Raw genomic sequence first — 25,470 nt, 5'->3', positions numbered from 1 at the left:
AAATCAGCCGTTGCAACAAAACCCGTTCCAGTCCTCCAGCTCCGGCCGCAGCCGCACGAACCCGCAACCGGCATCGGCGGCGAGCGCCTCGAGCCGCGCGGCAAAACTCTCCCCTTGCGCATTGTTGTCGGTGGCCGCGACCAGGAGAGCGTCCGCCTGGACGGCAAGATCGAGCAGGGCCTCGGAACTCGCCGGCGACCAACCGCCGCCGGTGCTCAAATAGCGCGTGTCGGGACGCTGGTCCTCGAGTGCGGCGAGGCTCATGGCGTCGATCGCCGCCTCGGCAACGCAAAGCCGCGGCCCATCGACGGGCCCGAGCCGGAAGAGCACTTTCGCGCCACCGGTCGCGAAACCACGCCAGTCCGGCCCGCGCTCTTCCCAGCCGGTCACGGCCCCCGTGCGATCGCGGTGCGCCGCCCACATGCTCCCCCTGGGGCCTTCGCGCAGGATATCCTGGGTGATGGCCGATCTAAGGATCGCTTCGGGAATGCCACGCTCGTCGCGCAGATAGCGCCATGTGGCTGATCCGCGCCAAGGCCTGCGCCGCGAGTTCCAGCGTTCAGGTATAGTAAGGTCGGGCGAGCGCTCGCGCGATTGCCGCTTCCATTCCGGTTCTGAAGGAACGAAGCCGATCAGGTCGGCAACGACATAAAGCGCCGCCGCAAAGGGAAGGCCGTCGAGATGCTCGACGAGACGAAAGACGTCGCCCTTGGCGTCGGACAGGGGATCGAACCAACCCTGCCCGTCATGGATGACGATGATGATCTCGTCGCCGCGCCGGTATTTGACCGCGCGGCGCGTGCTTTCCTTGGGGTCGACGGCAAAGCCGGCGGTTTCCAGCACCGCGCCGCAGGCGACCTTTCCCTTCAACTCTTCAAGGTCTGCTTTTTCCATTTACTCTTCCGCGTTTCGCGCGGTCCTCTGTCCGGTTTCCGCTCCCTATTCTGTAGGGGCGGCAACCCGGCGGCCGCGAAGAGCAAGGCAGGACAAGGGCGCGTCTGGCAAGCCGGCATTTGTGCCGGGTCGCGGTTTTCGGGGCAAGAAGCGGCGCCAGCTTCCCTTGCCGGCCGCGGCGCGCAAGCGGCACCCATCAACTTTCCGGTCCTCCAATCCCCCCGGTCGCCCCGCGTCAGGGATGGCCGCCCGGATGGGGGAAGACCGCTTGCGGGCTTCAGCTTTGCCAACAGCCCGGCCCAAAGGGCGACGCCCAAACGTAAATCCAATGCCAGCGTACCAGTAAGTGAAAACTTTCCATGCCGCAAAACCGCGCATGTGAAGATCGCAGATCATAAGCGGATAAAAGGGAGTGACGACTGTCCCGCGCTAATCCGGGGAGGATGTGCCGGATTGTCCGGTGCGAGAGGCATTGGAACCGTGAGCTGCGTTCCGTTCCTCACTTCGTAAAGTCGGGCGGATAAGCAGTTCGAGGGTGCTCGGGATCATGCGCCAGACCACACCGTCTCCCCGAAACGCGTGATAAGCGGCTGCGGCGATGTGGAGCCCCACCAGGATCAACGTGACATTCCAGAAGAGTACATGAAAGCGCGCGGCAGGCGCCCAGAGATAGGAAGTTACAAACCCGGCAGCAACCTGTCCGAGAAGAGAGAAATACAGCGCCCAATGGACTGCCTGCGAGGCGCGGTCCCGCCAGTTCGCCGGTCGCGGCAGCAACGATTGTGGCGGGAACATTCGCAGCCCAATCCTCAACAGCACCAACGCGCCGATCAGCAGCCCGGCATAATTGTGGACAGCATGCTGGAACAGGTCGGATTCGGACGGAGGCAGAAGCGGATTATGCGTTCGGGGTATGGCCTCGGAGGTATACCATTGCCCTATCAGCAACAGAACCACAGACCAGTGAACGGCAATCTGCAACCGTGTATATTTTGCTCCTTGCCAATGGCCTCCGATGATCGACGACACGGGCGTTTCTAACTGTGCGGCTCAGACTTCGAGGTGGAAAGTCGCTGCGCCGCACATCTCGGTTCGCCAGGGCGACTGGCGATGTCCCGATAGGCTTCCATCAGGGGCCGCTCCGTCAGCGGGAAACCTTCCCGTTCTCGATCGAGCTTTTCCAGCGCGGCCAACATGAATTCGGCAATATCCGGACGCTCTTGCCCGCGGGCACAACGATAGACTCGAAGAATGTCCCGTTCCATCTGCTCTGTCTCTGATCTCATACGCATCGCCTCCTTGCCATATCAAAGCCTACGCCTTCCAGCGCAGGAAAGGTCAAGCGGCAAGCGTCAACAAACGCGCGGGACACTGACCAGGTCGGTTTACGAGATGGGTCCTGCGGCGCGGATCTGATGCTGATTGAGGTTTCATCCCATTCCCGCTCGCCGAAGACGCGTGCCATCAAGTCGTCAAATGATGAGTGCGCCAGATTGGATAAATCCGAACAGAGTTTTGCATCACGAGTCAGCCGAGTAAGATCAGGATTCCGGACTAGCATGGAACAAACTCAAGCGAGCCGGTCCGCAAGGCTTGTCCAAAGCGGCAGAGATCTAGGACAACAGGAGTGTGCGCTTTTGGGGCCGACAGAAAAAACAATCAAGAGGCTGTTCGCCCTATCGGGCAATCTTTGTGCGTTCCCGGGTTGTTCCCTTCCCATCGTGGAAAGCGCCGGCACGATCACCGGCGAGATCTGTCACATTCATGCGCAGAAAGCAGGCGGACCTCGATTTGACAGCACCCAAACCGAGGAAGATCGCCACGGATTCGACAACCTGATCCTGCTGTGCCGACGTCACCACCGAATTGTCGACTCGCAACCAGAGGCATTCTCGGCAGAGGCGCTGGAAGAACTCAAGAAAATTCGAGAAAAGGAAATGGGTAGACCCGAACAGGCGACAGACGCCTTCTTCGCAAAGATCCTGCTCGGCGACCTAAGGCGCGTCATCGTTAACAATGACAGCGGCAATGTCATTGTCGACAGTCCTGGAGCGGTTCAGGCCAACACCGTCAATGTGAGAACGACACGCAAAGCGGTACATATCCAACCGGCAGCTGGAACGATCGGTGCCGATCAGGAGGCCAGTCGGTATGTCCAGTACCTGATCAGCAGGTATAACCAGTTCGCCAGCGCCGACAGGTCGCGTGCAACAACATTCAGTTATGGCGCCATCTCGAAAAATGTTGAGAAATCTTTCGGAGCGCCTTGGAGGATGCTGGCGATAGAGGACTTTGAGCCCGTTTGTGCATATCTCCAGCAACGTATCGGCAAGACGCGCATCGCAAAATCGAATCTTTCCAAAGGGGCAAGGTCGTTCACGATCTTCGCCGATTTTGGCAAAAAGTCAGGCGACAAAGGGTGAATGACGTCGACGAACTCGGCCCGGGCGTTTCTCGTGGTCGCCGGATACAATGCAGGGGAGGGACCGCGGGAAGCGAACAGACAACCCTGCATACAATCATGGAGATTGGCGAAGTTGATGAACGAATAGGGCCGATCGTGACGCAGTTCAGCCCGATTTGACCTTCCACCCACCGGAGCGTTTAGGCTTTTCCGCAAAACCAAAGCCAGGGTCTTGCCATGCGCGCAATCACGTACCAGCCCGAATTCAACATCGTCGTATTCTCTTTTCTTCTCCATTTTGTATGGGAATTCGTCCAGGCACCTACCTATGCCGGGATGATCGAGATGAACCATTGGGACGGCATCAAGCTTTGCATGTCAGCGACATTCGGTGATGTCGGCTTTGCCCTTGTTGCTTTCGGTCTCACAAGCCTGGCAGCGCGGACGCGTCAGTGGTTTCTCCGTCCTGCCGCTTGGCAGTATCTGATGTATCTCGGCATCGGGATCGGCCTGACAGTCGGTTTCGAGTATTACTACACGCAGGTCTCGCTGCGCTGGACCTATTCGGAGCTGATGCCTCTGGTGCCACCGTTTGGAACAGGTCTGAGCCCTCTGTTGCAGTGGCTGGTCGTTCCAACAGTTGTCTTGTGGATCACGCGAAGACAGATCGTCGGAATCAAGGTCAAGGAAACCGAGCAATGATGGACAACAGTCTGGGTAGCGGCATGATGGGATTTGGTGGCATCGGGATGCTGCTGATCGGCATCCTCGTTTTGTTGGCGATTGCGGCCCTGGTCAAATATCTGATGAAGTGATCGCATTCACGTCGCCATCGACCGATCAACGAGCGCATCGATTGCGCGCGCTCGTTCCTCGTCATGACATCGGGTCTCCACCTGGATTGTGGTAAAGAAAAATCCGAACTCATCCACGAGCTTTCCTTGTGCAATCGTCAAGACCTCGTCCGAATCAATTTCGGCGCGTTTATCCACCATGACATGTGCCGAGAACACATACTTGCCGCTTGTAAGTGCCCAGGCGTGGACGTGATGAACATTCTTCACACCCGGAATTACCGCGAGAGCGGCCTTGGCTTCGGCAAGCGAAATCTCATCAGGCGTTCCCTCCATGAGAAGATGAATGGCGTCGCGCAGTATCCCCCAGCTGGCCCACAGAAGCACAAACCCGAAGATAATCCCCAACAGGGGATCAATTGCGAGGAAGCCGGTAAATCGGATCACCAGTGCAGCGACAATGATTATGAGACTGCCGACGAATGTCTGTATGATGTGCCAATAGGCACCCCGTACATTCAAATCACTGCCCTGTTGCCGGTACAAAAGATACAGCGAAATGAACTCCGTAACGAGGCCTCCCGCCGCTGCAATCAGCATCGGACCGGTGGGGAGATCGATCGGGTTTCCGAGCCGCATCAGGCCCATGACAATCACAACCAGGGCCATGATCAGAAGAAATGCGCCATTCACGAGCGCGCCGATGATTTCGGCGCGAAACCAGCCGAAGGACTTCTGTTCGTCCGCCTGCCTTTTCGCGATGCGGGCAGCGATGATTGCAACCAGAACGCCTCCGACCGCGGAGAATGTATGAAAGGCGTCGGAGATGACTGCGACCGAGCCGGTCCACAATCCAATGCCGAGCTCCACGATAAAATAGACGCCCGTCAGCCACGCGGAAATCGAGAGCGCCCGGCCGCTTGATGGCATATGACCGGCATGGTTTTCTGACATCGGTTTTACCTCCTCTCAGGTCAGTTCGGAGCTAGGTCACAGTAAACTGCCCCATCATGCCACCATCCTCATGCTCGAGAATGTGGCAGTGATACATGAAGGGCGTTCGATCGCCTGCGGGCTGCGTGAAGCGCATCAGCAATTCGGTTTCGCCATCAATGACGACAGTATCCTTCCACCCACTGCTTTCGGGCAGCGGATCACGACCGTTTTCGCGGACGACCTGAAACGACACGCCATGGACGTGGAAAGGATGGGCCAGCATGGTTGTGCTGACGACCCATTTTTCGGTGTCGCCAAGACGCACGCGTTGGTTGACGACGGCCATCTCGAACGGATCTCCGTTGATGGCAAACCCGCCCATCATGCCTCCTCCCATGCCCATGTCGAGTGAGAAGCGCCTGGTTTTGGCAATTTCAAAATCCGCAAGTGAGGGCGCTTTGCCTCCTATCGTATCGGGGATTCTGTCAACCGCGACCGGGAGGCGTTCATCGACAAGGATTGGCAGGACCTCGAAACGCCGCGCCCCCGTCAAACCATCGAGCATTCCCCGGGCGCGGCCCATCATGCCGCCCATTCCCTGATTGGGATCACCGTCACTCACGAGAGAAACGTCATGCCCGCTCGTGAAATCGACCAGGATCTCAGCACGCTCACCGGGACCCATTCGCAGCGTTTCGAGTGCGATCGGCCGGGCAAGATACCCGCCATCGGTCGCGATGAGATGCATCGGGCGGGAGTCGCTCAGGCGCAACGAATAAATGCGGGCATTGGAAGCGTTAACAATCCGCAGCCTGACAATCCCCTTCGGTACATGCGCCGCCGTTCCAATCTGGCCGTTGACCAGGATCGTGTCTCCGGTCATGCCATGCATGATGTCCATCATCGAATTCGCATAGGCCAGCCGCCCGTCACCGGCAAATCTGCGATCCTGAATGACCAGTGTGAGATCGTCCGTGCCATAGGTTTCTGGCAATCCACGCTCCGCATCGTGGCCATCAACGATGTGGATCACTCCGGCCAACCCGGCATAGACATCCTGTGCCGTTCGCCCGTGAATGTGTGTGTGAAAGAAGGCCGTGCAAGGCGGCTGGTCGATCTGCATATCAGGCGTCCAGTTGGAACCTGGGCCGATCGGCAAATGCGGACCGCCATCGTGTTCGCCAGGTACGAGCAATCCATGCCAGTGGGAACTGACAGGCCATGACAGGGCGTTGGCGACTTTCGGCTGCAACGGCCCCTTTTGAACGCGAACAACCGGCCCGAGATAAGGCTGGTTGAATCCGATTGTCGGTGTCGCCCTGCCGCCGATGAAACTGGTCGTGCCGGACTGTGCGGTCACGTCGAAACGCCCCGATTCGGAGGTATCGAGCAATGGCGGCATTTGAAGCCGAGGGAAGCCAGTTGCCTTGGCAAGGTTCACGGACGGCCGTGCGCCCAAAACGCCGTAGGCGGCGGCGCCAGCGGCCAAAGCCACACCTCCTGCAAGCAGTCCGCGCCGTGTTGTCATTGGCGTCTCCCTTCAACATTTTCTGCCCAACCTGCGTTCATCTCGTGTCCCGCGGTTCCAAGGCGTAGCGCTTGTTCATCTCGTCATGGCCGGCGCGGATTTCATCGGGCCAGGTGCTCTTGATGTAAGACAAGACGGCGACGATCTCCTCATCCGACAGAATGCCCTCGTAAGCGGGCATCGCGGATGTGTAATCCTTCAGATTGGCCGCTTCGGCGACCCCAAGTTTGGTGATCTTGAAGAGCAACTCGTCGGGATGATGCCAAGTGTGTCCTGTTTCATCGTGCGGCGGAGCCGGCATCAAGCCGTCGGGTCCCGGGGAACGCCAATCCTCTGCCTGGCCCTGCAATTCCGCTCCATGACAGGACGCACAGTTGACAGTGTAGACCTGTTGGCCGAGCGAGACTTTTTCCTGGTCATCCGGCCTGAGGAGAGCCGCGCTTTCCCCATTGCCTGGGCCGACCCCAATCATGGCGACGACGCCGATCGCAAGTAATGCCAGACCGGCAAGGGAAATTATCTTCAATCGTCTCATCGACATGGCTTCACCTAAACGACCACCAGGGAAGACCCGCTGGGGACACGGCTGTAGAGATCGATAATGTCCTGGTTCATCAATCGAACACATCCGCTGGAGACGGCCCTGCCGATGGTCCAGTATTCCGGCGAACCGTGAATCCGGTACAGCGTGTCCTCTCCGTCCTGAAAAATGTAGAGCGCTCTCGCTCCCAGCGGATTATCTAGCCCCGGTGGCATGCCGCCATTGCGTGCGCTCCATTTTTCGAGGTCCGGCTCCCGCGCGATCATTTCCTCGGGCGGAGTCCATTTCGGCCAGGCCTGCTTCCACTGGATGACCCCGCGGCCCGACCACGAAAATCCCGCTCTGCCGAGTCCGACGCCATACCGCATCGCCTTGCCGCCCTCCTGGATCAAATGAAGGTAAAACGTCTGCGTGTCGACAATCAGGGTGCCAACCGCATGAGGCCCCGAATAGTCGACCTGACGACGCCAGAACCTCTCCGGGACCTTGTTCAGATCGACGGCCGGTATCGGAAAACGCTCTCCGGGCATCGGCCCATACATGGTTGCATACGTGCCTGGGATTCTCGGTGCCGGTTGCGGCTCGAGCGCCTGTTCGGGTGTGGTGGTTGTACAGCCGGAAAGGGCAAGCAACGACAGGCTGCCTGCCCCACCCAGGAGTTGCCTGCGATTCATTGCTTGCCGGCCTGGTAATACAGGGTCGGCGTCTCTCCGGTTTTGCCGGTGAAGGCGAGGACGTCGTATTTCGCCTTCGGATCTTCTCCCATGCCCAAAGAGCCCATCGGCATACCCGGGGTGGAAATGCCGCGAATATCCGGTTGTTCAGTCATGAGCTTGCTGATCGCTGCAAGCGGGACGTGTCCCTCGAGAACGTATTTGCGATCGCCTCCGATGGCGGCCGTATGACAGGCTTCAAGTTTTGCCGGCACGCCCGCCTGCGTCTTGATCGAGGAGAGGTCTTCCATGTCCTTTGTTTCGACGGTGTAGCCGGCTTTTTCGACTGCATCGACCCAGACCTGACAGCACCCGCACCAGGGTGTCTTGAAGACGGTGATATGCTTGTCATCGGTTTCGCCTGCATGTGCATGCAGCGTCAGCAGGTTGCCGGCCAACCATGATGCGGCCGCGATTTTGATCAGTGTTTTCATTTCTGGTCTTGTCCTTTGTGTGTTTGATGGCCGTGACAGGTCCGGCCCATGATCTTGTGCATGACGAGGTGTGCCCCAAGACAAAAGCCGATTGGCGCCAATGCGCCGAGGCGTTCAGCCAAACCTGCGCCAGCGCCCATGCCCCAAAGCAGCAATCCGGCGCCGCCGACCATTGGAATGCAGCAAGCGATCATGATCCAGGTGCCGAATTTCCGCGGTTCGGGAACGCCCGTGACGTCATGTGCTCGAATTCTCGGCACCCCGGAGGAAAGTGCATAGGGCGATAGTTTTTGCGGGTCCTGAGCCATCACAGCACGACCACCTTTGCGCCCACCGGAACCCTTTCATACAGGTCCTCGACATGCGCATTGATCATCCGGATGCAGCCGTTCGAAACGGAGCGCCCGATCGAAGATGGCTGGGTGGTGCCGTGAATCCGATACATCGTGTCACGGCCACTGCGGTACAAATACAGCGCGCGTGAACCAAGCGGATTTCCGGGTCCGCCGGGAACGCCTTTTGCATATCTGGCGTATTTGCCCGGCTCACGCCTGATCATGTTCTTGGTCGGGGTCCAACTTGGCCACTTTGCCTTCCGACCGATGGTGGCCGAGCCCCGAAAGGCAAGACCAGCTCGGCCGACGCCGACCCCATATCGCCTTGCTGTTGTCCGGCTTGTTTGCAGGTAGAGAAAGTGGTTGCCTGGATCGACCACCAGCGTGCCGGGACTGTATCCGGAGAATCGAACAGTCTGCGGTTCGAACCGCGGATCAAGTTTGAAGACGCGTTTGTGTGCCTGTGCCAACGAGGCAGGCAGGAATGCCGACGACAAAGCGCCAAGCATTAAGCTACGTTTGGAAAGCATGGTTTCCCTCTCAAATCCAATTACTCGACGAACGCCATTGATGGCTGGCGAAGTAAGATCAGATCGAGATGGGGGGCCTCATCTGGAAATATATCACTTCCAGAAGCGTCTCGGACTGTGCCGGGATTTCAACCGACGCCAAGACAGGCGAATTTTGCAGCGGTGTGAATTCGGGAAGATAATGGCAATCGGCCGCACAATTGCCTTGGCGGTTATCCATGCCGCTTTTCGACTTCTGACAGCACTTCATCGCGGCCGTCTTGTCAGCGGCCAGAACCTCATGAACCTGATCGGTTACTTTCGTTGATGTCATGTCGGCATGCGATTGGATCACAGCCGGCATCATGGCCCCGAGGACCAGAACCAGTATCATCAACGATGGCAAAAGTCTGCGCATTTCAGTAACGTAACGCCGGTTCCGTAAATTTTCTACAATCGTCTCAGCTGACTTCGAACCATGTGGTCATACCTGCTGCCGCGTGTTCCAGCATGTGGCAATGATACAGCCACTTGCCGGGATTGCCAGCGACGAAGGCAACCTCCGTCGTCTGCTCAGGTCCAATCAGGAATGTGTCGCGCCAGGGCTTGCCGTCATCGACGTCGGCTCCGGATCGACTGAGAACACGGAAGTGATGACCATGGACATGCATGGCGTGTACCCAACCTGTCTGATTTATCGTTTCCAGCAGAACCGTTTCGCCGCGCCGAACCGTGAAAAGCGGAGCCTCCGCCAGGTTTGCTATGCCGTTGAATGCCCAGGACTGGCCCGTTTTACGGAAATCTTCGCCTTCAAGGCGCTTGCCCTTGTAGGTGATGTCCACAAAGCCGCCCATGGCGCCACCTTCCATAACGACCTTCACTTTCCGGGCGCCCGTCACATCGGGCTCCGGTATCAGGTTTACCGGAATTGAAGGCGTCGACTGCGCTGTACGCGATATCCCGTCGACGATCCCGTCGACCAGGGGGAATGGCTGATCGCCCGAAATCTCTTCGATCGTGAAATCAGCGTCCGGAACAACCATAAGGTCGATCCGTTGCGCTGGTCCGAGAAGATGCGGGGAATACGGCAGAACGACGGATTCCGGCAGCGCCTTTCCGTCATAGGCAATTACCTTTCCGCCGAACCGATTGGGATCGAGTTCCAGAACACGTGCGTTCGAGGCGTTGATCAGTCTAAGGCGATAGGCGTCGCCACCGCGCAGCTTCAAAACCGGACGTGACTTGCCATTCACAAGGAGCCAGTTACCGAGACGCCCTCCGTGGCTCCAATCCATCAAGGAGCCAAAGCTGTCCGTGTCCAGAACGCCAGGCTGGCGCAAGCGCCAGTCATCAATGATGAGGGTGATGTCATGGTCGCGATCAAAGGTGGAGATTCGCTCCTCCACGATCAACGGGCCATACAAGCCACGCCCGACCTCATTCCAACTCTTGTTGTGCGCGTGATACCAATATGTACCGGAATCCGGCAGCTCGAATTCATAGATGAAACTGTCTCCGGGCTGCACGGGTTCCTGGGTCAAGCCGGACACCCCATCCATCGCATTTTCGATGCGGATTCCGTGCCAGTGGATGGATGTGGGCTCCTCAAGATTGTTGCGAAAGTTGACGCGTATCCGCTCGCCCTTTCGGGCCCGGATTTCAGGACCGGGTACAATGTCGTTATAGGCCCAGAGATCTGAGAGCTGCTGCTCGTAAAGTGCTCGCCGGACCGGTCCGGCGATCAGATCAAACTCCTGAGCACCCGCCTTTGCCACAGCAAGACCGGGCAGTACGCCTGCTGACACGAGCACCCCGGTTCCCGCCAGGAAATTGCGTCTGTCAATCATTCTCCCGCTCCAGCAGAAAGGTCGCGATTGCCGTCAGATCGTCCTGACTGAGAAAGGAAGTTCCGTCACGCACCACTTCCCCCATCGAACCACCAAAAGCGTCGCCGTCCGGTTGGATGCCTGTTTTCAGCGCATAAGCCAGATTGGACACAGTCCAGCCCTTTTCCTTCAGCACATCCGCCCTGATCGAAGGGGATTTACCGCCATCGGGCAGACTGTCCGATCCATGCAGGCGCAATTCAGGCGGAAGACCGAAGTTTGGGGCGAGAACGAAAACCGCGAACCCACCCGCCCCCCAACGCGCGCCATGCCGGAGCGACACCGGTTGGTCTAATATCAGAGTGATAGCCGTTAGAATCAGTGCGAATGCAACACCGGTCACGAGATTCGAGAGCAACGTAAAAAACGTCCGCTGCAAGCCTTCTTCGGGCGCCCAGACTTCGTCCTCGGTCTCAGCGTGTGACACCCCCTCTTCATAAGCTTCGGCTTGGAGGATCAACGGGATAACCCGCACTGATTGCGCCGCGGTCGCGAACACACCAGCGAGCAATCCCGCTACAAGCGCGGCCAGAATTACCCGGGTCAACATCTACGTCGTGGCGCCTTAGTGGCAGGGCGCGACGATTGCGTGGCGCGTGTCGTGGGCGCCGTTGTGCAGTGCGTCGGAATGAGCAAACGCAGCGAAATAAAGCAACGCTATGCCAAATATTGCAGCGAACAGCGTAGTCGTCAGACGTGCTGATGCCGAAACCCGCAGCGAAACAGATTGTGTTGCGAGCATGACAACCTCCGTGTTGCTCATTCAGTCACTTGAACATCTCTCCGTCCGTTCACATGGCAGGTCTCCTGGCTCATGGCGGTTTTCCAGCGCTATCGCCTTCCCGGATGTTTCCAGTGGCGCTCCCGTTTTCGGGAGTTATGGCGCCGCGCCATTCTACAGTCGCGGGGTCGGCTGTGGTTTGGATGCCCGGTCTGGGTCCACCCGTCACATTCCCTTTTCATCCCGCTTCGCGCTCGGCATCGCGGGAACCGTGTGAACAATTACCCTGACGTCACGCCGAAACCGAGTCAATAACGACAAGCTTGGCCGCGACCGTTCTCCGACAAGACCAGGACAACGGCTCCATCAGGATTTCAGATCCAATTGCCGCAGTCTGAGCGAATTGACGACAACTGAGATCGAAGAAGCGCTCATCGCAAAGGCGGCGAACATCGGACTAATCAGGATGCCGAAGAACGGGAAGAGTACGCCTGCAGCTACCGGAACGCCCAACGTATTGTAGATCAGGGCGAAAAACAGGTTCTGCCGTATGTTGCGCATCGTTCCGTGGGCCAGACGGCGAGCCCTGACGATGCCGTCAAGATTTCCTTTGACCAGGGTAAACCCAGCGCTTTCGATCGCGACATCCGCCCCGGTTCCCATCGCGATTCCAACGTCGGCCTGAGCCAGAGCCGGAGCGTCGTTCACGCCGTCGCCGGCCATCGCGACCTTGCGACCCTGCTGCTGCAATTCCTGGATGATGCGCGCCTTGTCTTCGGGAAGCACGTCGGCGCGGATCTCGTCGATGCCCAGGCGCGCAGCAACGGCTTTCGCCGTTCGTTCGTTATCTCCGGTCGCCATGATAATGCGGAATCCAAGTTCATGCAGAGCCTTCAGCGCGTCGGGGGTTGTTTCTTTCACCGGATCGGCGACGCATACGAGTCCGGCGACGCCATTGTCGACGACAACGAACATGACCGTCTCGCCCTCGTCACGGCGGCCATTGGCTTTTTCGGTCAAGCCCCCCGCCTCCAGGCCAAGTTCGCGGATCATCGCGAGATTGCCGAGCGCCACGGCTCTGCCATCCACTGTACCCTTGACGCCTTTGCCGGTAACGGCCTCGAAGTCGCCGGCCGCGGCCAACTCCACGCCTCGCTCTTCGGCTCCTCTTACGATGGCTTCGGCGAGCGGGTGTTCCGAACCCCGTTCAAGGGAAGCCGCCAGACGCAGCACTTCGGTCTCGTCATGGCCATTCTCCGCCACGACTGCCACCAATCGCGGCTTGCCTTCGGTCAACGTGCCTGTCTTGTCGACGATTAGCGTATCAACTTTCTCGAACCTCTCGAGCGCCTCCGCATTCTTTATGAGCACGCCTGCTTGAGCTCCGCGTCCCGTTGCCGTCATGATCGACATTGGGGTGGCGAGACCGAGGGCGCAGGGACAGGCTATGATCAGTACCGCGACCGCGGCGATGAGCGCATATGAAAGGGCGGGTTCCGGGCCCCAAAACGCCCAGCCCAGGAAAGCAAGTACAGCGATAGCGATCACCGCCGGCACGAAATAGCCGGATACTTTGTCGGCATATTTCTGGATTGGCGCCCGGGACCGTTGTGCGTTGGCGACCATTTCGACGATCTGGCTCAGCATTGTGTCGGCGCCGACGCGTGTAGCTTCCATGATAAGGCTGCCAGTGCCGTTGATGGTTGCGCCCGTCACTGGATCGCCTGAAACTTTCTCGACTGGGACGGGTTCGCCGGTGATCATGCTTTCGTCGATCGATGAACGACCATCGACCACCACGCCATCCACGGGAACCTTGTCGCCGGGGCGCACACGAATGCGGTCGCCAACCCCAACATGTTCGAGCGGAATTTCCTCTTCCGTGCCGTCGTCGCGTATCACGCGGGCCGTTTTTGCCGCCATATCGAGGAGTGCCCGGATTGCCTTGCCAGTACCCTCACGAGCACGCAGTTCCATCACCTGCCCGAGGAGCACCAAGGTAACGATGACGGCTGCTGCTTCGAAATAGACACCCACATGACCTTCTGGATCCCGGAAGCCATCGGGGAAGATACCTGGAAACAGCACGGCGACGACACTGAATGTCCATGCCGCCATGACGCCCATCGCGATCAGGCTGAACATGTTCAGATTCATCGTACGGAAGGAATTCCAGCCGCGGACAAGGAATGGCCAACCCGACCAGAGAACGACTGGCGTGCCGAGCACAAGTTCGATCCACAGCGTTGCTCGTTCTCCGAAGATCTCGCGAACGCCGGAAAGACCCACAAAGGGACCCATGGTCAGGATCAGGAGTGGAATACTCAGGGCCGCGCCAATCCATAAGCGCCGAGTGAAATCGACAAGTTCGGGATTCGGCCCCTCTTCAACCATCGTTGCCGATTCCAGTTCCAGTCCCATGCCGCATATCGGGCATGATCCGGAATGTGTACGGCGCACTTGAGGGTGCATTGGGCAGGTATAGACGGGTCCGCTATTTCCGGCCGGAACTTCGTCATATTGGCCTTGGCCGGCAGAAGAGGTGCCTTCGGCGTCCGCCGTGTGATGATGGTGCTCGTGCTGGGAGGTCATCGCAATCGCTCCTTGTCGTGTCACATGTTGTGCGGTTTGAACGTTATGCCGTTGGCGACCTGCAACTCGCGAACATATTGGACAATCTTCGCCACCTCGTCCCGCGTGACCTGCTCCTGCTTCGGCATGTTGCCGTATGGCCAGTGGTGCTGGACCACACCGTTCATGGCTGCCAGATAGAACGCATCATCCGAGTGATGTCCCGGATTGTAAATGTCGTGGATCAGCGGAGGCCCTTTGTCCGTTCCGGATGCACGATCGCCATGGCAACTGGCACAGTTGTTATTGAAGAGTATCTGACCGACGCTTGCTTCACCCGACAGTTCCGGCATTGACACCGCCACGACCATCGCTTCCGGTTCTGGCTGGAACGCTTTTGAAAGCAGGACCGCAGCTCCTAGCGCAAAAAATCCCAGCACAAAAACCTTTGGAAGACTTCCTCGAATATTCACCATCTTCTCCATCTATCTTTCTGGAAAACCTAACAACATCGGCGCCACCCCTACGTCTCAGATCAGCCGATTATTACCTTTTCGCCGTCCATAAGCTCGTAGGGCGGAACGACGAGGTTCTTGGGTGCAGGGCCCCGCCTTACACGCCCGGACGTGTCGTATTGCGAACCGTGGCACGGGCAGTACCAGCCACCCCAATTGCCCCTTGGATCGGAATCCTTCTGCCCGAGTGGGATGCAGCCGAGATGCGTGCACACCCCGACCACGATCAGCCACTCGGGATTCTGCACACGATCTGCATCGCTTTGAGGATCGATAAGATCAGCATCGTCGTCAGCGACTGCCGCATCGATTTGAGCTTCCGTCCGTCTGTCGACAAACACAGGACGGCCACGCCACATGACCGTCACTCGCTGGCCGACCTCAATGCCGCCCAACGGGATTTCGACCGTTGCGAGGCTTCGTATACTTGCCGAAGGATTCATGCTGTCGATAAACGGCCAGGCGAACGCCCCTACTCCCACGACCACCATCGCCCCTGTTGCAACGTAAATGAAATCGCGTTTGGTGACCGAGTTGTCGGCATCTGAGACTATTGCGGACATATTATTGCTCCTTGCGCTTTGGACGGAGTTCACGCCGGATTGTCCGGCGTTCCCTCTCGCTCCTGTTTCAAGGTCTGCTTGGCGGACTACGCACCGCCACCGCCGCGATGGCGTCTACTCTTCATCGGATTCGTGCATCAGTTCCTCGATACGCTCGGGAATGTCCTCTTCGGAGAATTCGGCCTGAACGTCGGCATCGTGGACAAACGCAATGATGTCGGCCAGTTCGCTACCATCGAGCTCGATCGGCGCACCGAGTTCATCACGCTGCATTGCGACCATCGCCTCTGCACCCCGCCACATGCGCGCAGCAAATTCGAACGGATTCATCGGTAGGGGCATCGTCGACGCATCAAGGGCCGGAGCGTCCTCGCCGCCGACACCGTTTATCGAATGGCACACAACGCATCCCTTGCTCGCGAACAGCTGCTTGCCTCGTATCGGATTCATTTGAGGAATCATCAAACCCGGGCTCATCATGCCGTCGTCCATCATGCCGCTTTCCTGGCCCAACGAAGCGGTCACCAGGCCGAACATGATCGCTCCACCGAGAAGGGCTGAAGTCATGGCGTTTGAAGTTGCATATCTGTACATGACAGTCTCCTTTCGTCTTTTTCCGGCTGCTCTTAGGGGAGCACCACCATTTCGTGACCTTCACCTGAAACAGCGATCTCGCCCGTTACTGCGAGGTTTTCCTGGTCGACGATCCAGACCTTGGGCTCTTCGCGACTTGAGACGAAGAGGCTGTTCGTCCCGGCTATTGTCGTCAGGTGATAGGGGGCGGGAGCTAAGGCTGCGAATTTTGCTTTGCCGCTGCTCAGGTCAATAGCGGCAATCTTGTCATCGCCCTTGCCGCTAACGAATAGCGTCCCATCATCGTCCGACAGATCCAGCCCATGGATTTCGCCACCGACATCCAGAGACCGGGAAATGTTCCCGTCCGCGATGATGACCTCGTGGACCTTGCCGGCATAGGCATCGGCGACATAGAGCCGCTTGCCATCGTGCGAAATGACAACATGCTCCGGCGCCTCGCCGGAAAGGATATTGCGCTTGACGAACGTCTTGTCGACGTCAACCTCACTAATGGTTCCGCTGTCGGCGTTCGTAACGAATACCGATCTACCATCGCGCGCAAACACGGCATAGTTTGGGCTCGTTCCAGTCGGCACGAACGCTTTGAATGCCAAGGTGTCGAGATCGATGATACTGATCCCGTCTGTGGTCGGATGTGTAACTGCGGCGTAGCGGCCGTCCGGAGACATAGCCACGTGATGGACGGCGCCGGGAACCTCAATCCGGCGCACTACCGCGCCGGTCTCCGCTTCGACTATCGTTAGAATGCTTACTCCGGCATCTTTGGGCATGACACTCGCCGCCCTAGAGGCGTGATGCGCTTCGTGTTCGTCTTGCGATACGCCATCCGGTTTCGCCGGCGCCTCTGCTTCTTCTTTCGCCACCTCGGAATAACTGCCCGCAACGATGTAACGTGCGCCTGGTACTCCGGCCAGACCGTGGACAGCCTCAAAACCTGGCCAGCGCGCCTCGACCGAACCGGTGTCGGCATCCACAACAAGGATTTCTCCAGCGCTCCCCTCTGGAATGTAGACGGTGGTCGCGAATGTCGGCACGGTTCCGAGCAAAGTCAGAGTTGCTGTCGCTAACGCGAATTTCATTTCTGTTTTCATTTTGGTCTCCATTAATATGGCCGTGTTCAACAGAACCTGCGTGCCGCGAAGTAGTTGAAGAGAGGGCCGAAAATCAGCGCGACATACCAGCCGTAGGCAAATGCCTCGACCAGACCGAGCAGGAAGCTCGGGATACTCAACCAGGTGAATCCGGGAAGAAGTTTCAGCCATGTCTGGTACATCGCCATTCCCGGAAAGATGAGATCAAAGCCGACGCACAGGACGAACGTGATCGCCAGAAACAAGCCAAGGCTCATGCCGAATGCGATGACCGGAATACGCGGTGTGTTCGACACCTGCGGAGCGACCCTGATCGCGTAGCCCGGACTGGAGTTGCGTGAGTCAGCCATGAACAGCCTCCCCTGTCTCCAAGGTCGCAGTTTCCTGATTTAGATATGTATCAGGTGCCGCCTCAAAGCGTTCGCGGCATTCTCGCGAGCAGAAGTAGAACACGTGCCCGTCATGCACTGCGGACTTCGCCGCATTCGTATGGACTGTGATCCCGCACACGGGATCAATGGCACTTTCAGGCGCGATCCAGCGCAGATCAGTATTACTACCTCCCTCCGACTGCTTTGTTCGAGAGTTGTGGCCATGTCCCATTACATGGGCGCCACAGCCAAACCGCATCATGAGCAGGATCAGTCCGGCCCAGACGAGAAAATAAACTATTGCTTCCATTATCCGCTCCTTATGCATCGCCCGCACGGGCTGTTGCATTTTCGGCTTTGTCCGAACCGACAGGGGCGACGAATGCGAATTGCGTCCCGCATTTCAGCGGGCGCTATCGCAGATCCGACGAGGCAAGTCAGACTCTTGAGCTATTGCGGAAAGAGCCGCAGTGGCGCTCAGTATTCGCTCACGCGGGTTGGCGCCATCGTCAGCCGGACAGGGTTACCCTATGTTTCAGGCAGACTTTGGAGGGGGAGATGGAAACGACGGGAACAGCCATTCCGGAAGCTGTTTCGTAATAAAGTGCTGATGCTGACGACTTGCGTCAATGCCAGAAAATCCGGCCAGGAGAACAGCCGGTAACAGGCAATGACTGGCCGTACTGCATACCTTGGAATGAGCAGGTACAACGCGATTGCCATCGGAACCATCATATGAATGGCTCACGCTGATGACCGCGTGCAAACCAGTGTCAATGTTCTCGCTAAATTGGTGGAATAACGGCGCGAGGACGTAGAACATTGCTATCATCGCCCACAATACCGACCGCGAACGCGGCAGCGCTCTCAATCGGGCTTCTCTTTGGGCTTTGACGGTCATTTCATAACCTACTTTTTTTCAGCTTACTCGCAAAAACGAAGCGATCCTTGATCTCTATCAACGCGACCCTGACCTACCGTTTTCCGACCGGTGAAGGCTTTTAAATGTCGGCCTCCATTGGAGGTGGATTTAGTGGCTGCAATTACCTGCTGGCTTTTTCAATTGGTCGCTTGCAGGTCGATCTCCATGGCCAAGATCATTAAGTATCGGGCAGTCCGGACGATGGTCACCCGCACAAGCATTGACGAGTTCAGCGAGAGTGGCCCGCATGGAACGGAGCTGCGCGATCTTTTCGTCGATCCTCGCCAAATGGTCTTCGGCGATATGCTTCACGGCAGCGCTCTCCCGTCCATCATCCTCATAGAGAGCTAACAGGTTCCGACAATCTTCGATCGTGAAGCCCAATGCACGGGCGCGGCCGAGAAACGCCAGCTTGTGCAGATCCTTGTCTTGGAAACTGCGATAGCCGTTTTCGCCCCTTAGCGGCCGGATGAGGCCGATGTCCTCATAGTAGCGTATGGTCTTCGCAGGCAGGCCTGAAATTCGTGAGACATCACCAATATTCATCGTCAGTTTCCTTCTCATTCGGCCGGCGCCGGCACGAGTTGTGCGGGAGTTGGGTGGGCAGAAGCCCTTTCATCCATTGCCGGAGCGATCCGTCGCAACCGCAACGCGTTCGTCAGCACAAAGACAGAAGACAGTCCCATGGCACCTGCCGCCAAAATGGGTGACAGAAGCACACCGAACGCGGGGTATAGTACGCCGGCCGCAACCGGGATCAGGGCGGTGTTGTATCCGAACGCCCAGAAAAGGTTCTCGCGGATATTGCGCATCGTCCGGCGGGAAACCTCGAACGCGTTGACCACGCCGCGAAGGTCGCCCGACATCAGCACGACGTCTGCGGATTCGATGGCGACGTCGGTCCCGGTTCCGATTGCGATGCCGACATCGGCATGGGCCAGCGCCGGCGCATCGTTGATGCCATCGCCGACAAAAGCGATCCTCTGGCCCTTCGTGCGCAGTTCGTCGAGCGCAGCGACCTTGCCGTCGGGAAGAACTCTGGCGATCACATGATCGATCCCGGTCTCCCTTGCGATGGTTTCGGCTGTCTCTGGCTTGTCTCCTGTGATCATCGCCACTTTCAATCCGAGCTTGTGCAACTCTTGAATGGCCGCAGCGCTTGCGGATTTCACCGGATCCGCCACGCCGAATACCGCAGCCACCTTTCCATCAATCGCGGCGTAGAGGGCGGTATGACCGCGCCGGGCCAGTTGCGCTTCCTCCGCGGCCAGAGCGCCCAGGTCCAGGCCCTCGCGCTGCATCAGCCGATCGGCGCCTACCAGAACCTCGGTCGTTCCGACGCGGGCGCGAACCCCGTATCCCGTCATGGAGTTGAATTCCGACACCTCATGACGCGCTGCTCCTTCACGACGCGCGCCGCGCACGATTGCTTCGGCGATGGGGTGTTCCGACTGCTCTTCGACCATGGCCACGCGGCCCAGCACATCAGTGCGGTCGAAGCCTTCGGCCACGATCACGTCGACGAGTTCGGGGCGCCCCTCGGTGAGAGTGCCGGTCTTGTCGAATGCGACCACGTCGACCGAACTCAGGATTTGCAATGCATCGCCCTTGCGAAACAGAACACCCATCTCGGCCGCGCGTCCGGTGCCGACCATGATCGACGTCGGCGTGGCAAGACCCATCGCACAGGGGCATGCGATGATGAGGACAGACACGCCTGCCACCAGCGCAAGGGTCAGCGCCGGCTCGGGGCCGAAGATCAGCCAAATCAATACCGTCAATGCAGCGATCGCCATGACCGCCGGCACGAACCAGAGCGTGATCCGGTCGACGAGGCCTTGGATCGGCAACTTCGCACCCTGCGCTTCTTCTACCATACGAATTATCTGCGAAAGGGTCGTGTCGGCGCCGACGCGCGTTGCACGGAACCGAAAGCTTCCGGCCCCGTTGACCGTGCCGCCGGTTACCGGATCACCAGTTGCCTTGGTGACGGGCACCGGCTCCCCGGTGATCATGCTCTCGTCAACGTGGCTCTCGCCCTCGACGAGTTCGCCGTCCACGGCAATCCGCTCGCCCGGACGCACGAGGAGAACATCGCCGAGCCGGATTTCCTCTATCGCCACTTCCACCGGTTCGCCGTCGCGCAAGACACGCGCGGTTCTGACCTGAAGCCCGAGCAATTTCTGGATGGCCGCGCCGGTGCGGCCCTTTGCCCGCGCCTCGAGGAACCGTCCCAGAAGTATCAGCACCACAATCACCGCGGCGGCCTCGAAATAGACCGCGCGAACCGCATCCGGCAGAAGCGAGGGCAGGAAAGTCGCAATGACAGAGTAGATGTAAGCCGCGCCGGTTCCGACCGCGACAAGGCTGTTCATGTCTGGTACCCCCTTGATGAGAGCGGGGATGCCTTTCTGGTAGAACACCCTGCCTGGCCCGAGCAGCACAGCGGTGGTCAGCAGGAACTGGATAACCCAGCTGGCCTCGTGGCCAATCGTGCCCCCGATGAATTCATGCATTCCAGGAACCAAGTGACTGCCCATCTCCATCACGAACACGGGCAGGGCGAGGACAGCCGCCAGGATCGTGCGGTGTCTGATCTCGCGCGCTTCCTCTTCCTTGCGTGCGACGCGGTCGCCCGAACTGGACGCTTCCGCGATTTCAGCGGGATAGCCGATTTCAGTGGCCGTCGCGATGAAGGCGGCGGGGCCGGTCACCCCTTCGAGGTAAGTCACAGTCGCAGTTTCGGAGGCCAGGTTCACGTTGACTTCCAGAACACCCGGTACGGCGGCGATAGCCTTGTCCACGCGTCCAACACAGGATGCACATGACATTGATGCGATGTTCAGCGTGACGCTCGCCCGCCGTGCCGGATAGCCGAGCTTGTCCAGCGTGTCGGCGGCCTCCGCGAGCCGCTCTGGACCGTCGACGGTCATCCTCGCGGTTTCGTTCGCGAGATTGACCGAAACGTCTCCAATTCCTTCAAGCCCGGAAAGCGCTCGGTCGACCCGCCCGACGCAGGATGCGCAGGACATGCCCTCGATGGAAAGTAAAACAGACTGGTTGCCGGTCATCGACGCCTCCAATTCAAAACTTTTGAGCGAGATAGTCGTTCCAGTGACTGGAAGGTCAAGGGAGAGACGCAAGATTATTTCCGAGCCAAATTTCCTTGACCTTCCAGTTGGTGGAATCTCTATTTTCCGCGCAGTCAACACCATTGGAGATTAGAAAAATGAAATTCAGCGTCCCTGAAATGAGCTGCGGTCATTGCGTCGCGACGATCGAAAAAGCGGTGAAAAGCGTCGATCCTGACGCCGAAATCGCCTGCGACCTGGCGAGCAAGACCGTGGAAATCAACAGCGGCTCGTCGGCTTCAGATATGAACGTCGCGATCAAGGAGGCCGGATACGACTCTAGCCTTCTTGAGACCGCTTGAGAATTCCATCCAATCCGACTGCGCGCGAATGTCACCCGCGCCGGTCCCGATCTTGGTCGAAATGAGCAATTGAGATGAAATACACCTACAACCGTATTCTTCCTGACGTCCCAATCGACGAGGCGGATACCCGTACTCGCGAGGCGCTTAAGGAGCAGGGTTTTGGCGTTCTTACCGAAATCGACGTCAAGGAAACGATGAAGAAGAAGATTGGCGCCGAGATGGACGGTTATCGCATCCTCGGCGCCTGCAATCCGAACATGGCTTACAAGGCCATCGGCATGGAGCCCCGTATCGGAGCGATGCTTCCATGCAACGTGATCCTACGCACTATCGAGGGTGGAACGGAGCTAAGTGCCATCGATCCCGTTGCTTCGATGGCGGCGGTCGACAACCCTGACCTTCACGCTGTCGCAGCAGATGTCCGTGACATGCTGAAGAAAGCGATCGATCTGGCCTGATTTCGACGCAATCAGGATGAAAGCAAGGATTGCGGCGTGACGACGGACTATCAGAAAAACAGCATATCGCTGACTGGCGCAGTCTCGATGGGGACCGGAGTGATGATCGGTGCCGGTATCTTCGCGTTGACCGGTCAGATCGCTGAACTGGCGGGCACCTGGTTTCCTTTGTCGTTCCTCGTCGGCGCGGTCGTAACGTTTTTCAGCGCATACAGTTACATCAAGATGTCGAACGCTTATCCGTCTGCCGGCGGTATCGCGATGATCCTTGAAAAGGCTTACGGTCCCGGCGTTGTAGCCGCCAGCGCGTCTTTGCTGATGGCTTTTTCGATGGTGATCAACGAGAGCTTGGTGGCCCGCACATTCGGGACTTACACGCTTCAGCTGTTTGGGACTGAAAACACAAAATTGCTCGTGCCGGTTTTGGGCGTCGGACTGATAGTGTTCGCGTTTCTGGTCAACATATCCGGGAACCGCTCGATCGGCCTTTTTTCATTGATCATGGCCCTCCTGAAAATAGGGGGTATCGCCCTGTTCGGGATTGCTGCGCTCTGGGCCAGCGGTCTGCAATTTGAACCGTCGAAATCGGAAGTCGACTATCCTCTAGCGGGGTTTGTTGCGTCGGTCGCGTTATCAATTCTCGCCTTCAAGGGGTTTACGACGATAACCAATAGCGGCGCCGAGATCGTCGACCCGCACCGCAATGTCGGCCGGGCGATTGTTATCTCGGTATCGATATGCGTCGTCGTCTATTTGCTGGTGGCATTCGCGGTCGGATCCAACCTGACGATCCCGGAAATCATTCAGGCAAAGGACTACTCACTCGCTCAGGCAGCCAAACCGGCGCTCGGCCAAGCGGGCTTTTATCTCACAATCGTGCTTGCCATCGTTGCCACGGCATCGGGGCTGCTCGCAAGCGTGTTCGCTGTATCACGCATGCTCGCAATGCTTACGAACATGAAGCTGATCCCGCACAGCCATTTCGGTATGGCCGGGAGAATTCAGAAACATACGCTGGTCTACACGGTCGTCGTAGCGGCACTCCTTACGATCTTCTTCGACCTGAGCAGGATCGCGTCTCTCGGTGTGTTCTTCTATCTGGTGATGGACATCGTCATTCATTGGGGTGTTTTCCGAAACCTGCGCCATGACATCGGAGCGCGCGGAAGCATTCTGCTTTCGGCAATATCCCTGGACACAATCGTATTGGCTGTCTTTGTGGTTATGAAGATCCGCACAGATATGGCCATCGTCGTGACTGCCGCGGTGGCCACTATCGCTGTGTTCGCTTTTGAGTACTGGTTCCTGTCGAATCGAAAGATCACGAGCCACGAGCGATGACCAATCACCCCCAGACCGTTAAATGAAAACAACGGAGGAGAGCTATGATGTACGGTGGAGAAATGGGCTTTTTTGGCGGCGGACTGGTGATGTTGCTTGTCCTCGTTTTGCTGGTTTTGGCTATAGCGGCGTTGGTGAAATACCTGAGGAACTGATACACCCGGCCACGCGACGGGTTGATCCCTTCGATTTCGGTTAATTTGTAGATCAACATGTGGCCCTGCGTTTGTCGAACGACGGCTCTGTCCTTCTCTTTGGCAGCGCGATAGTAGGCTCCAATCTCGTCCTCGGTCTGATCGACGCAGGGAGAGTATTTCGTTTGATGACGTCGTTCAGCCACAATGGCACCTTCGCGGATGTTTGAGTATCGGGGCCTGCTACGACAAAGAAGCGACAAGACCACGGCAACGGACTGACCAAAATTTATATCGAAACTTTGGTCAGTAGCGTCCTAGCGTGCGGTCAGTAGGCGGCAGGCGAGCTCTCTGTCACCCCAACGCGTCGAAAAGGTCTCGGAGACTTCGAACCAGCTGCCGTCGTTGCCGGCTCCATGATTCGCTCCCATGCACGAACATTGACACTCATGACCGCGGGCCTCTTGGCAGGCGCGCGCGCATATTTCCTGTTCTCGGTAAGGCTGGATAATGTAGACCTTGCCAAAACGCTCCAGGGCCCGATCTACGAAATCATTGAACCACGCTTTAGGCAGTTCCCAATAAGCGTGCCTACCACCGATCCATTCGGGTTGGGTCCTTCGACCGTTCTGCAGCCATTGCCGATTCGTCTCAGCAAATGGCAATCTCACCCGCAGACGCTCTCCCTTTCCGGTGCGTCGCAAGACAACCGGGGTCACTTTCTGATTCCAGACATAGTTGAGCGTGAGCCGATCCATCATGCCTACCGCGGATCACCAACCATTGCCCAATACTCTCTCTCCTGTTCGGCCTGCAGCTCTTCGAGGGTCACCGGAATGATTGAGAAGTCGAGATTGTACATCGGGATCTGCCAATCGTTGTAGAGCGTTCCGACATGCCGGTCCTCCGCGGTGTCGCGGATAAGCTTCTCTTTCTCCAATCTGGTCAGGAGCTTTTCGGTAAGAACCCTTCCATCGTGGTGATCCTCGCTTTCCCGGTACTCAAGTGAACCCCAAATTTCCGAAGTTGCCTTCAGGCCTTTCGAAGTGAAGATGCCGAGGTGCTGCATGGCCTCCGCCACTCGCAGCGCGCCGGGCGTCATTGAGGGGAATATCGAGCGATCGTGCCCGGATCGACGGGGCTCACTCCAAAGAAGGGTATCATCCTGGTAGGCTTCAACATCAGCGTAGAGACCGCTTTCGCGCTCGTAGACTGCCCAATTGGGCATGATGTATTCGCCCGCATATCCTTCGACGTAGTGTCCGCGGCGCTGGTGGTCGACGTATTCGCGCAATTGAGCGAGGTCCATCGGTTTCCAGCTAACCGCATCGGCGTAGATGAGGCGCGCAAGATGGTCGTAGAACCATCCGATGATACGGTTGAGCTTTGAGGATATCAGTTTGGGCGGACACCGCACCGCATCCATGAGAATGAGGATCTTCGCAGCCTCCTCTTCGGCGAACCCTTCAAGGACCTTGGCTTCGCGCGGGAGATCTTCCAGCTTCTGCGACGCGGCCCAAAAGCCCTGTGCGCTGTCCAGGATGATGGGCAAGCCTTCTGCGATGAAGTCTAAGCGTTGCTGCTGGGGTAACTGACAGAGCCGTTTGGCTTGATGCAATCCAATGTCGGGACCCTTTGCTCTTTTGTTGCTCAAGACGCTGTCCAATCCTCGAAAGCCGTAAGGGGATAATCTCCAACTCATTTTAATCGGCCATTTACGGCCGATAATGATTGATTTTAAACATAATCGGCCTTATATGACCGATTGAAGGATTT

29 protein-coding genes and 1 riboswitch are annotated in these 25,470 nt (G+C 57.8%); of the genes, 5 read left to right on the top strand and 24 right to left on the bottom strand.

What is annotated here, in order from left to right:
• Window positions 1–3: 3 nt before the first annotated feature.
• From NA8A_RS21830 to NA8A_RS21820, 3 genes are all read right to left on the bottom strand, one after another.
• On the bottom strand, window positions 4–894 hold the full coding sequence (locus tag NA8A_RS21830) for a DUF3991 and toprim domain-containing protein (protein ID WP_009452591.1): 891 nt from the start codon (window positions 892–894) through the stop codon (window positions 4–6).
• 429 nt (window positions 895–1,323) lie between these two features.
• Window positions 1,324–1,923, bottom strand: coding sequence for a cytochrome b (locus NA8A_RS21825; protein ID WP_143088117.1), 600 nt, complete (start codon window positions 1,921–1,923; stop codon window positions 1,324–1,326).
• A gap of 8 nt (window positions 1,924–1,931) precedes the next feature.
• Window positions 1,932–2,159 carry a hypothetical protein gene (locus NA8A_RS21820; protein ID WP_009452589.1) on the bottom strand — a complete coding sequence of 76 codons (228 nt, stop codon included), beginning with the start codon at window positions 2,157–2,159 and terminating at the stop codon, window positions 1,932–1,934.
• Window positions 2,160–2,453: 294 nt separating this feature from the next.
• Here NA8A_RS21820 and NA8A_RS21815 point away from each other — a divergent pair, with 294 nt between their 5' ends.
• Both NA8A_RS21815 and NA8A_RS21810 read left to right on the top strand, forming a co-directional pair.
• Window positions 2,454–3,317, top strand: coding sequence for an HNH endonuclease signature motif containing protein (locus tag NA8A_RS21815; protein ID WP_240532834.1), 864 nt, complete (start codon window positions 2,454–2,456; stop codon window positions 3,315–3,317).
• 218 nt (window positions 3,318–3,535) lie between these two features.
• Window positions 3,536–4,000 carry a hypothetical protein gene (locus NA8A_RS21810; protein ID WP_009452587.1) on the top strand — a complete coding sequence of 155 codons (465 nt, stop codon included), beginning with the start codon at window positions 3,536–3,538 and terminating at the stop codon, window positions 3,998–4,000.
• A 119-nt stretch (window positions 4,001–4,119) separates the two neighbouring features.
• Here the strand turns inward: NA8A_RS21810 and NA8A_RS21805 are convergent, their stop codons facing one another.
• From NA8A_RS21805 to NA8A_RS21710, 20 genes are all read right to left on the bottom strand, one after another.
• Window positions 4,120–5,046, bottom strand: coding sequence for a cation diffusion facilitator family transporter (locus tag NA8A_RS21805; RefSeq protein WP_009452586.1), 927 nt, complete (start codon window positions 5,044–5,046; stop codon window positions 4,120–4,122).
• A gap of 31 nt (window positions 5,047–5,077) precedes the next feature.
• Window positions 5,078–6,556, bottom strand: coding sequence for a multicopper oxidase family protein (locus NA8A_RS21800; RefSeq protein WP_009452585.1), 1,479 nt, complete (start codon window positions 6,554–6,556; stop codon window positions 5,078–5,080).
• Between the two features lie 37 nt (window positions 6,557–6,593).
• On the bottom strand, window positions 6,594–7,091 hold the full coding sequence (locus NA8A_RS21795; protein WP_202802963.1) for a c-type cytochrome: 498 nt from the start codon (window positions 7,089–7,091) through the stop codon (window positions 6,594–6,596).
• Window positions 7,092–7,105: 14 nt separating this feature from the next.
• Window positions 7,106–7,771 carry a L,D-transpeptidase gene (locus NA8A_RS21790; protein ID WP_025030064.1) on the bottom strand — a complete coding sequence of 222 codons (666 nt, stop codon included), beginning with the start codon at window positions 7,769–7,771 and terminating at the stop codon, window positions 7,106–7,108.
• Entirely contained in the window at window positions 7,768–8,244 is a 477-nt protein-coding gene (locus NA8A_RS21785; RefSeq protein WP_009452582.1) for a DUF411 domain-containing protein, read from the bottom strand. Before NA8A_RS21785 ends, NA8A_RS21790 begins: the two co-directional genes overlap by 4 nt.
• Window positions 8,241–8,552 carry a hypothetical protein gene (locus NA8A_RS21780; protein ID WP_009452581.1) on the bottom strand — a complete coding sequence of 104 codons (312 nt, stop codon included), beginning with the start codon at window positions 8,550–8,552 and terminating at the stop codon, window positions 8,241–8,243. The genes NA8A_RS21785 and NA8A_RS21780 overlap by 4 nt, the downstream gene beginning before the upstream one ends.
• On the bottom strand, window positions 8,552–9,109 hold the full coding sequence (locus NA8A_RS21775; RefSeq protein ID WP_240532833.1) for a L,D-transpeptidase: 558 nt from the start codon (window positions 9,107–9,109) through the stop codon (window positions 8,552–8,554). The genes NA8A_RS21780 and NA8A_RS21775 overlap by 1 nt, the downstream gene beginning before the upstream one ends.
• 58 nt (window positions 9,110–9,167) lie before the next feature.
• Window positions 9,168–9,455 (bottom strand): hypothetical protein, encoded by a 288-nt coding sequence (locus NA8A_RS21770; protein ID WP_157174156.1) that lies wholly within the window; start codon window positions 9,453–9,455, stop codon window positions 9,168–9,170.
• 94 nt (window positions 9,456–9,549) lie between these two features.
• Window positions 9,550–10,935 (bottom strand): multicopper oxidase family protein, encoded by a 1,386-nt coding sequence (locus NA8A_RS21765; protein WP_009452578.1) that lies wholly within the window; start codon window positions 10,933–10,935, stop codon window positions 9,550–9,552.
• Window positions 10,928–11,524 carry a CbtA family protein gene (locus NA8A_RS24475; protein WP_009452576.1) on the bottom strand — a complete coding sequence of 199 codons (597 nt, stop codon included), beginning with the start codon at window positions 11,522–11,524 and terminating at the stop codon, window positions 10,928–10,930. The genes NA8A_RS21765 and NA8A_RS24475 overlap by 8 nt, the downstream gene beginning before the upstream one ends.
• Window positions 11,525–11,539: 15 nt before the next feature.
• Window positions 11,540–11,716 carry a CbtB domain-containing protein gene (locus NA8A_RS21755; RefSeq protein ID WP_040673333.1) on the bottom strand — a complete coding sequence of 59 codons (177 nt, stop codon included), beginning with the start codon at window positions 11,714–11,716 and terminating at the stop codon, window positions 11,540–11,542.
• Window positions 11,717–11,754: 38 nt separating this feature from the next.
• Window positions 11,755–11,984, bottom strand: a riboswitch (cobalamin riboswitch).
• A gap of 77 nt (window positions 11,985–12,061) precedes the next feature.
• A complete protein-coding gene (locus tag NA8A_RS21750) occupies window positions 12,062–14,287 on the bottom strand; it encodes a copper-transporting P-type ATPase (protein WP_074896920.1) in 2,226 nt (741 codons plus the stop codon).
• 20 nt (window positions 14,288–14,307) lie between these two features.
• Window positions 14,308–14,751, bottom strand: coding sequence for a c-type cytochrome (locus NA8A_RS21745; RefSeq protein WP_009452573.1), 444 nt, complete (start codon window positions 14,749–14,751; stop codon window positions 14,308–14,310).
• A gap of 50 nt (window positions 14,752–14,801) precedes the next feature.
• Complete coding sequence (gene petA, locus NA8A_RS21740; protein ID WP_009452572.1) at window positions 14,802–15,344, bottom strand: ubiquinol-cytochrome c reductase iron-sulfur subunit; 543 nt, start codon at window positions 15,342–15,344, stop codon at window positions 14,802–14,804.
• A gap of 114 nt (window positions 15,345–15,458) precedes the next feature.
• Window positions 15,459–15,881 carry a c-type cytochrome gene (locus tag NA8A_RS21735; RefSeq protein ID WP_202802962.1) on the bottom strand — a complete coding sequence of 141 codons (423 nt, stop codon included), beginning with the start codon at window positions 15,879–15,881 and terminating at the stop codon, window positions 15,459–15,461.
• Window positions 15,882–15,970: 89 nt separating this feature from the next.
• Window positions 15,971–17,032, bottom strand: coding sequence for a YncE family protein (locus NA8A_RS21730; RefSeq protein ID WP_157174155.1), 1,062 nt, complete (start codon window positions 17,030–17,032; stop codon window positions 15,971–15,973).
• A gap of 26 nt (window positions 17,033–17,058) precedes the next feature.
• Window positions 17,059–17,382 (bottom strand): DUF5676 family membrane protein, encoded by a 324-nt coding sequence (locus NA8A_RS21725; RefSeq protein ID WP_009452569.1) that lies wholly within the window; start codon window positions 17,380–17,382, stop codon window positions 17,059–17,061.
• Window positions 17,375–17,713 carry a YHS domain-containing protein gene (locus NA8A_RS21720; RefSeq protein ID WP_040673326.1) on the bottom strand — a complete coding sequence of 113 codons (339 nt, stop codon included), beginning with the start codon at window positions 17,711–17,713 and terminating at the stop codon, window positions 17,375–17,377. The genes NA8A_RS21725 and NA8A_RS21720 overlap by 8 nt, the downstream gene beginning before the upstream one ends.
• Window positions 17,714–18,433: 720 nt before the next feature.
• Window positions 18,434–18,871, bottom strand: a complete 438-nt coding sequence (gene cueR / locus NA8A_RS21715; protein ID WP_009452567.1) for a Cu(I)-responsive transcriptional regulator — start codon at window positions 18,869–18,871, stop codon at window positions 18,434–18,436.
• Between the two features lie 14 nt (window positions 18,872–18,885).
• Window positions 18,886–21,396 (bottom strand): heavy metal translocating P-type ATPase, encoded by a 2,511-nt coding sequence (locus tag NA8A_RS21710; RefSeq protein ID WP_009452566.1) that lies wholly within the window; start codon window positions 21,394–21,396, stop codon window positions 18,886–18,888.
• A gap of 158 nt (window positions 21,397–21,554) precedes the next feature.
• On the opposite strand from NA8A_RS21710, the gene NA8A_RS21705 reads away from it, so the two are divergent.
• From NA8A_RS21705 to NA8A_RS21695, 3 genes are all read left to right on the top strand, one after another.
• On the top strand, window positions 21,555–21,758 hold the full coding sequence (locus tag NA8A_RS21705; protein ID WP_009452565.1) for a heavy-metal-associated domain-containing protein: 204 nt from the start codon (window positions 21,555–21,557) through the stop codon (window positions 21,756–21,758).
• Between the two features lie 74 nt (window positions 21,759–21,832).
• The gene (locus tag NA8A_RS21700; protein ID WP_009452564.1) at window positions 21,833–22,219 is read left to right on the top strand and encodes a DUF302 domain-containing protein; all 387 of its coding nucleotides are present in this window, start codon (window positions 21,833–21,835) and stop codon (window positions 22,217–22,219) included.
• A gap of 36 nt (window positions 22,220–22,255) precedes the next feature.
• A complete protein-coding gene (locus tag NA8A_RS21695; RefSeq protein ID WP_009452563.1) occupies window positions 22,256–23,560 on the top strand; it encodes an APC family permease in 1,305 nt (434 codons plus the stop codon).
• A gap of 897 nt (window positions 23,561–24,457) precedes the next feature.
• Here NA8A_RS21695 and NA8A_RS21685 read toward each other — a convergent pair.
• Window positions 24,458–25,348, bottom strand: coding sequence for a hypothetical protein (locus NA8A_RS21685; RefSeq protein ID WP_202802961.1), 891 nt, complete (start codon window positions 25,346–25,348; stop codon window positions 24,458–24,460).
• Window positions 25,349–25,470: the final 122 nt, after the last annotated feature.

Source organism: Nitratireductor indicus C115 (assembly GCF_000300515.1).
Lineage (GTDB): Bacteria > Pseudomonadota > Alphaproteobacteria > Rhizobiales > Rhizobiaceae > Nitratireductor > Nitratireductor indicus.
The sequence above is the reverse complement of the archived record's forward strand: the minus strand, read 5'-3'. Positions and strand labels throughout refer to the sequence as shown.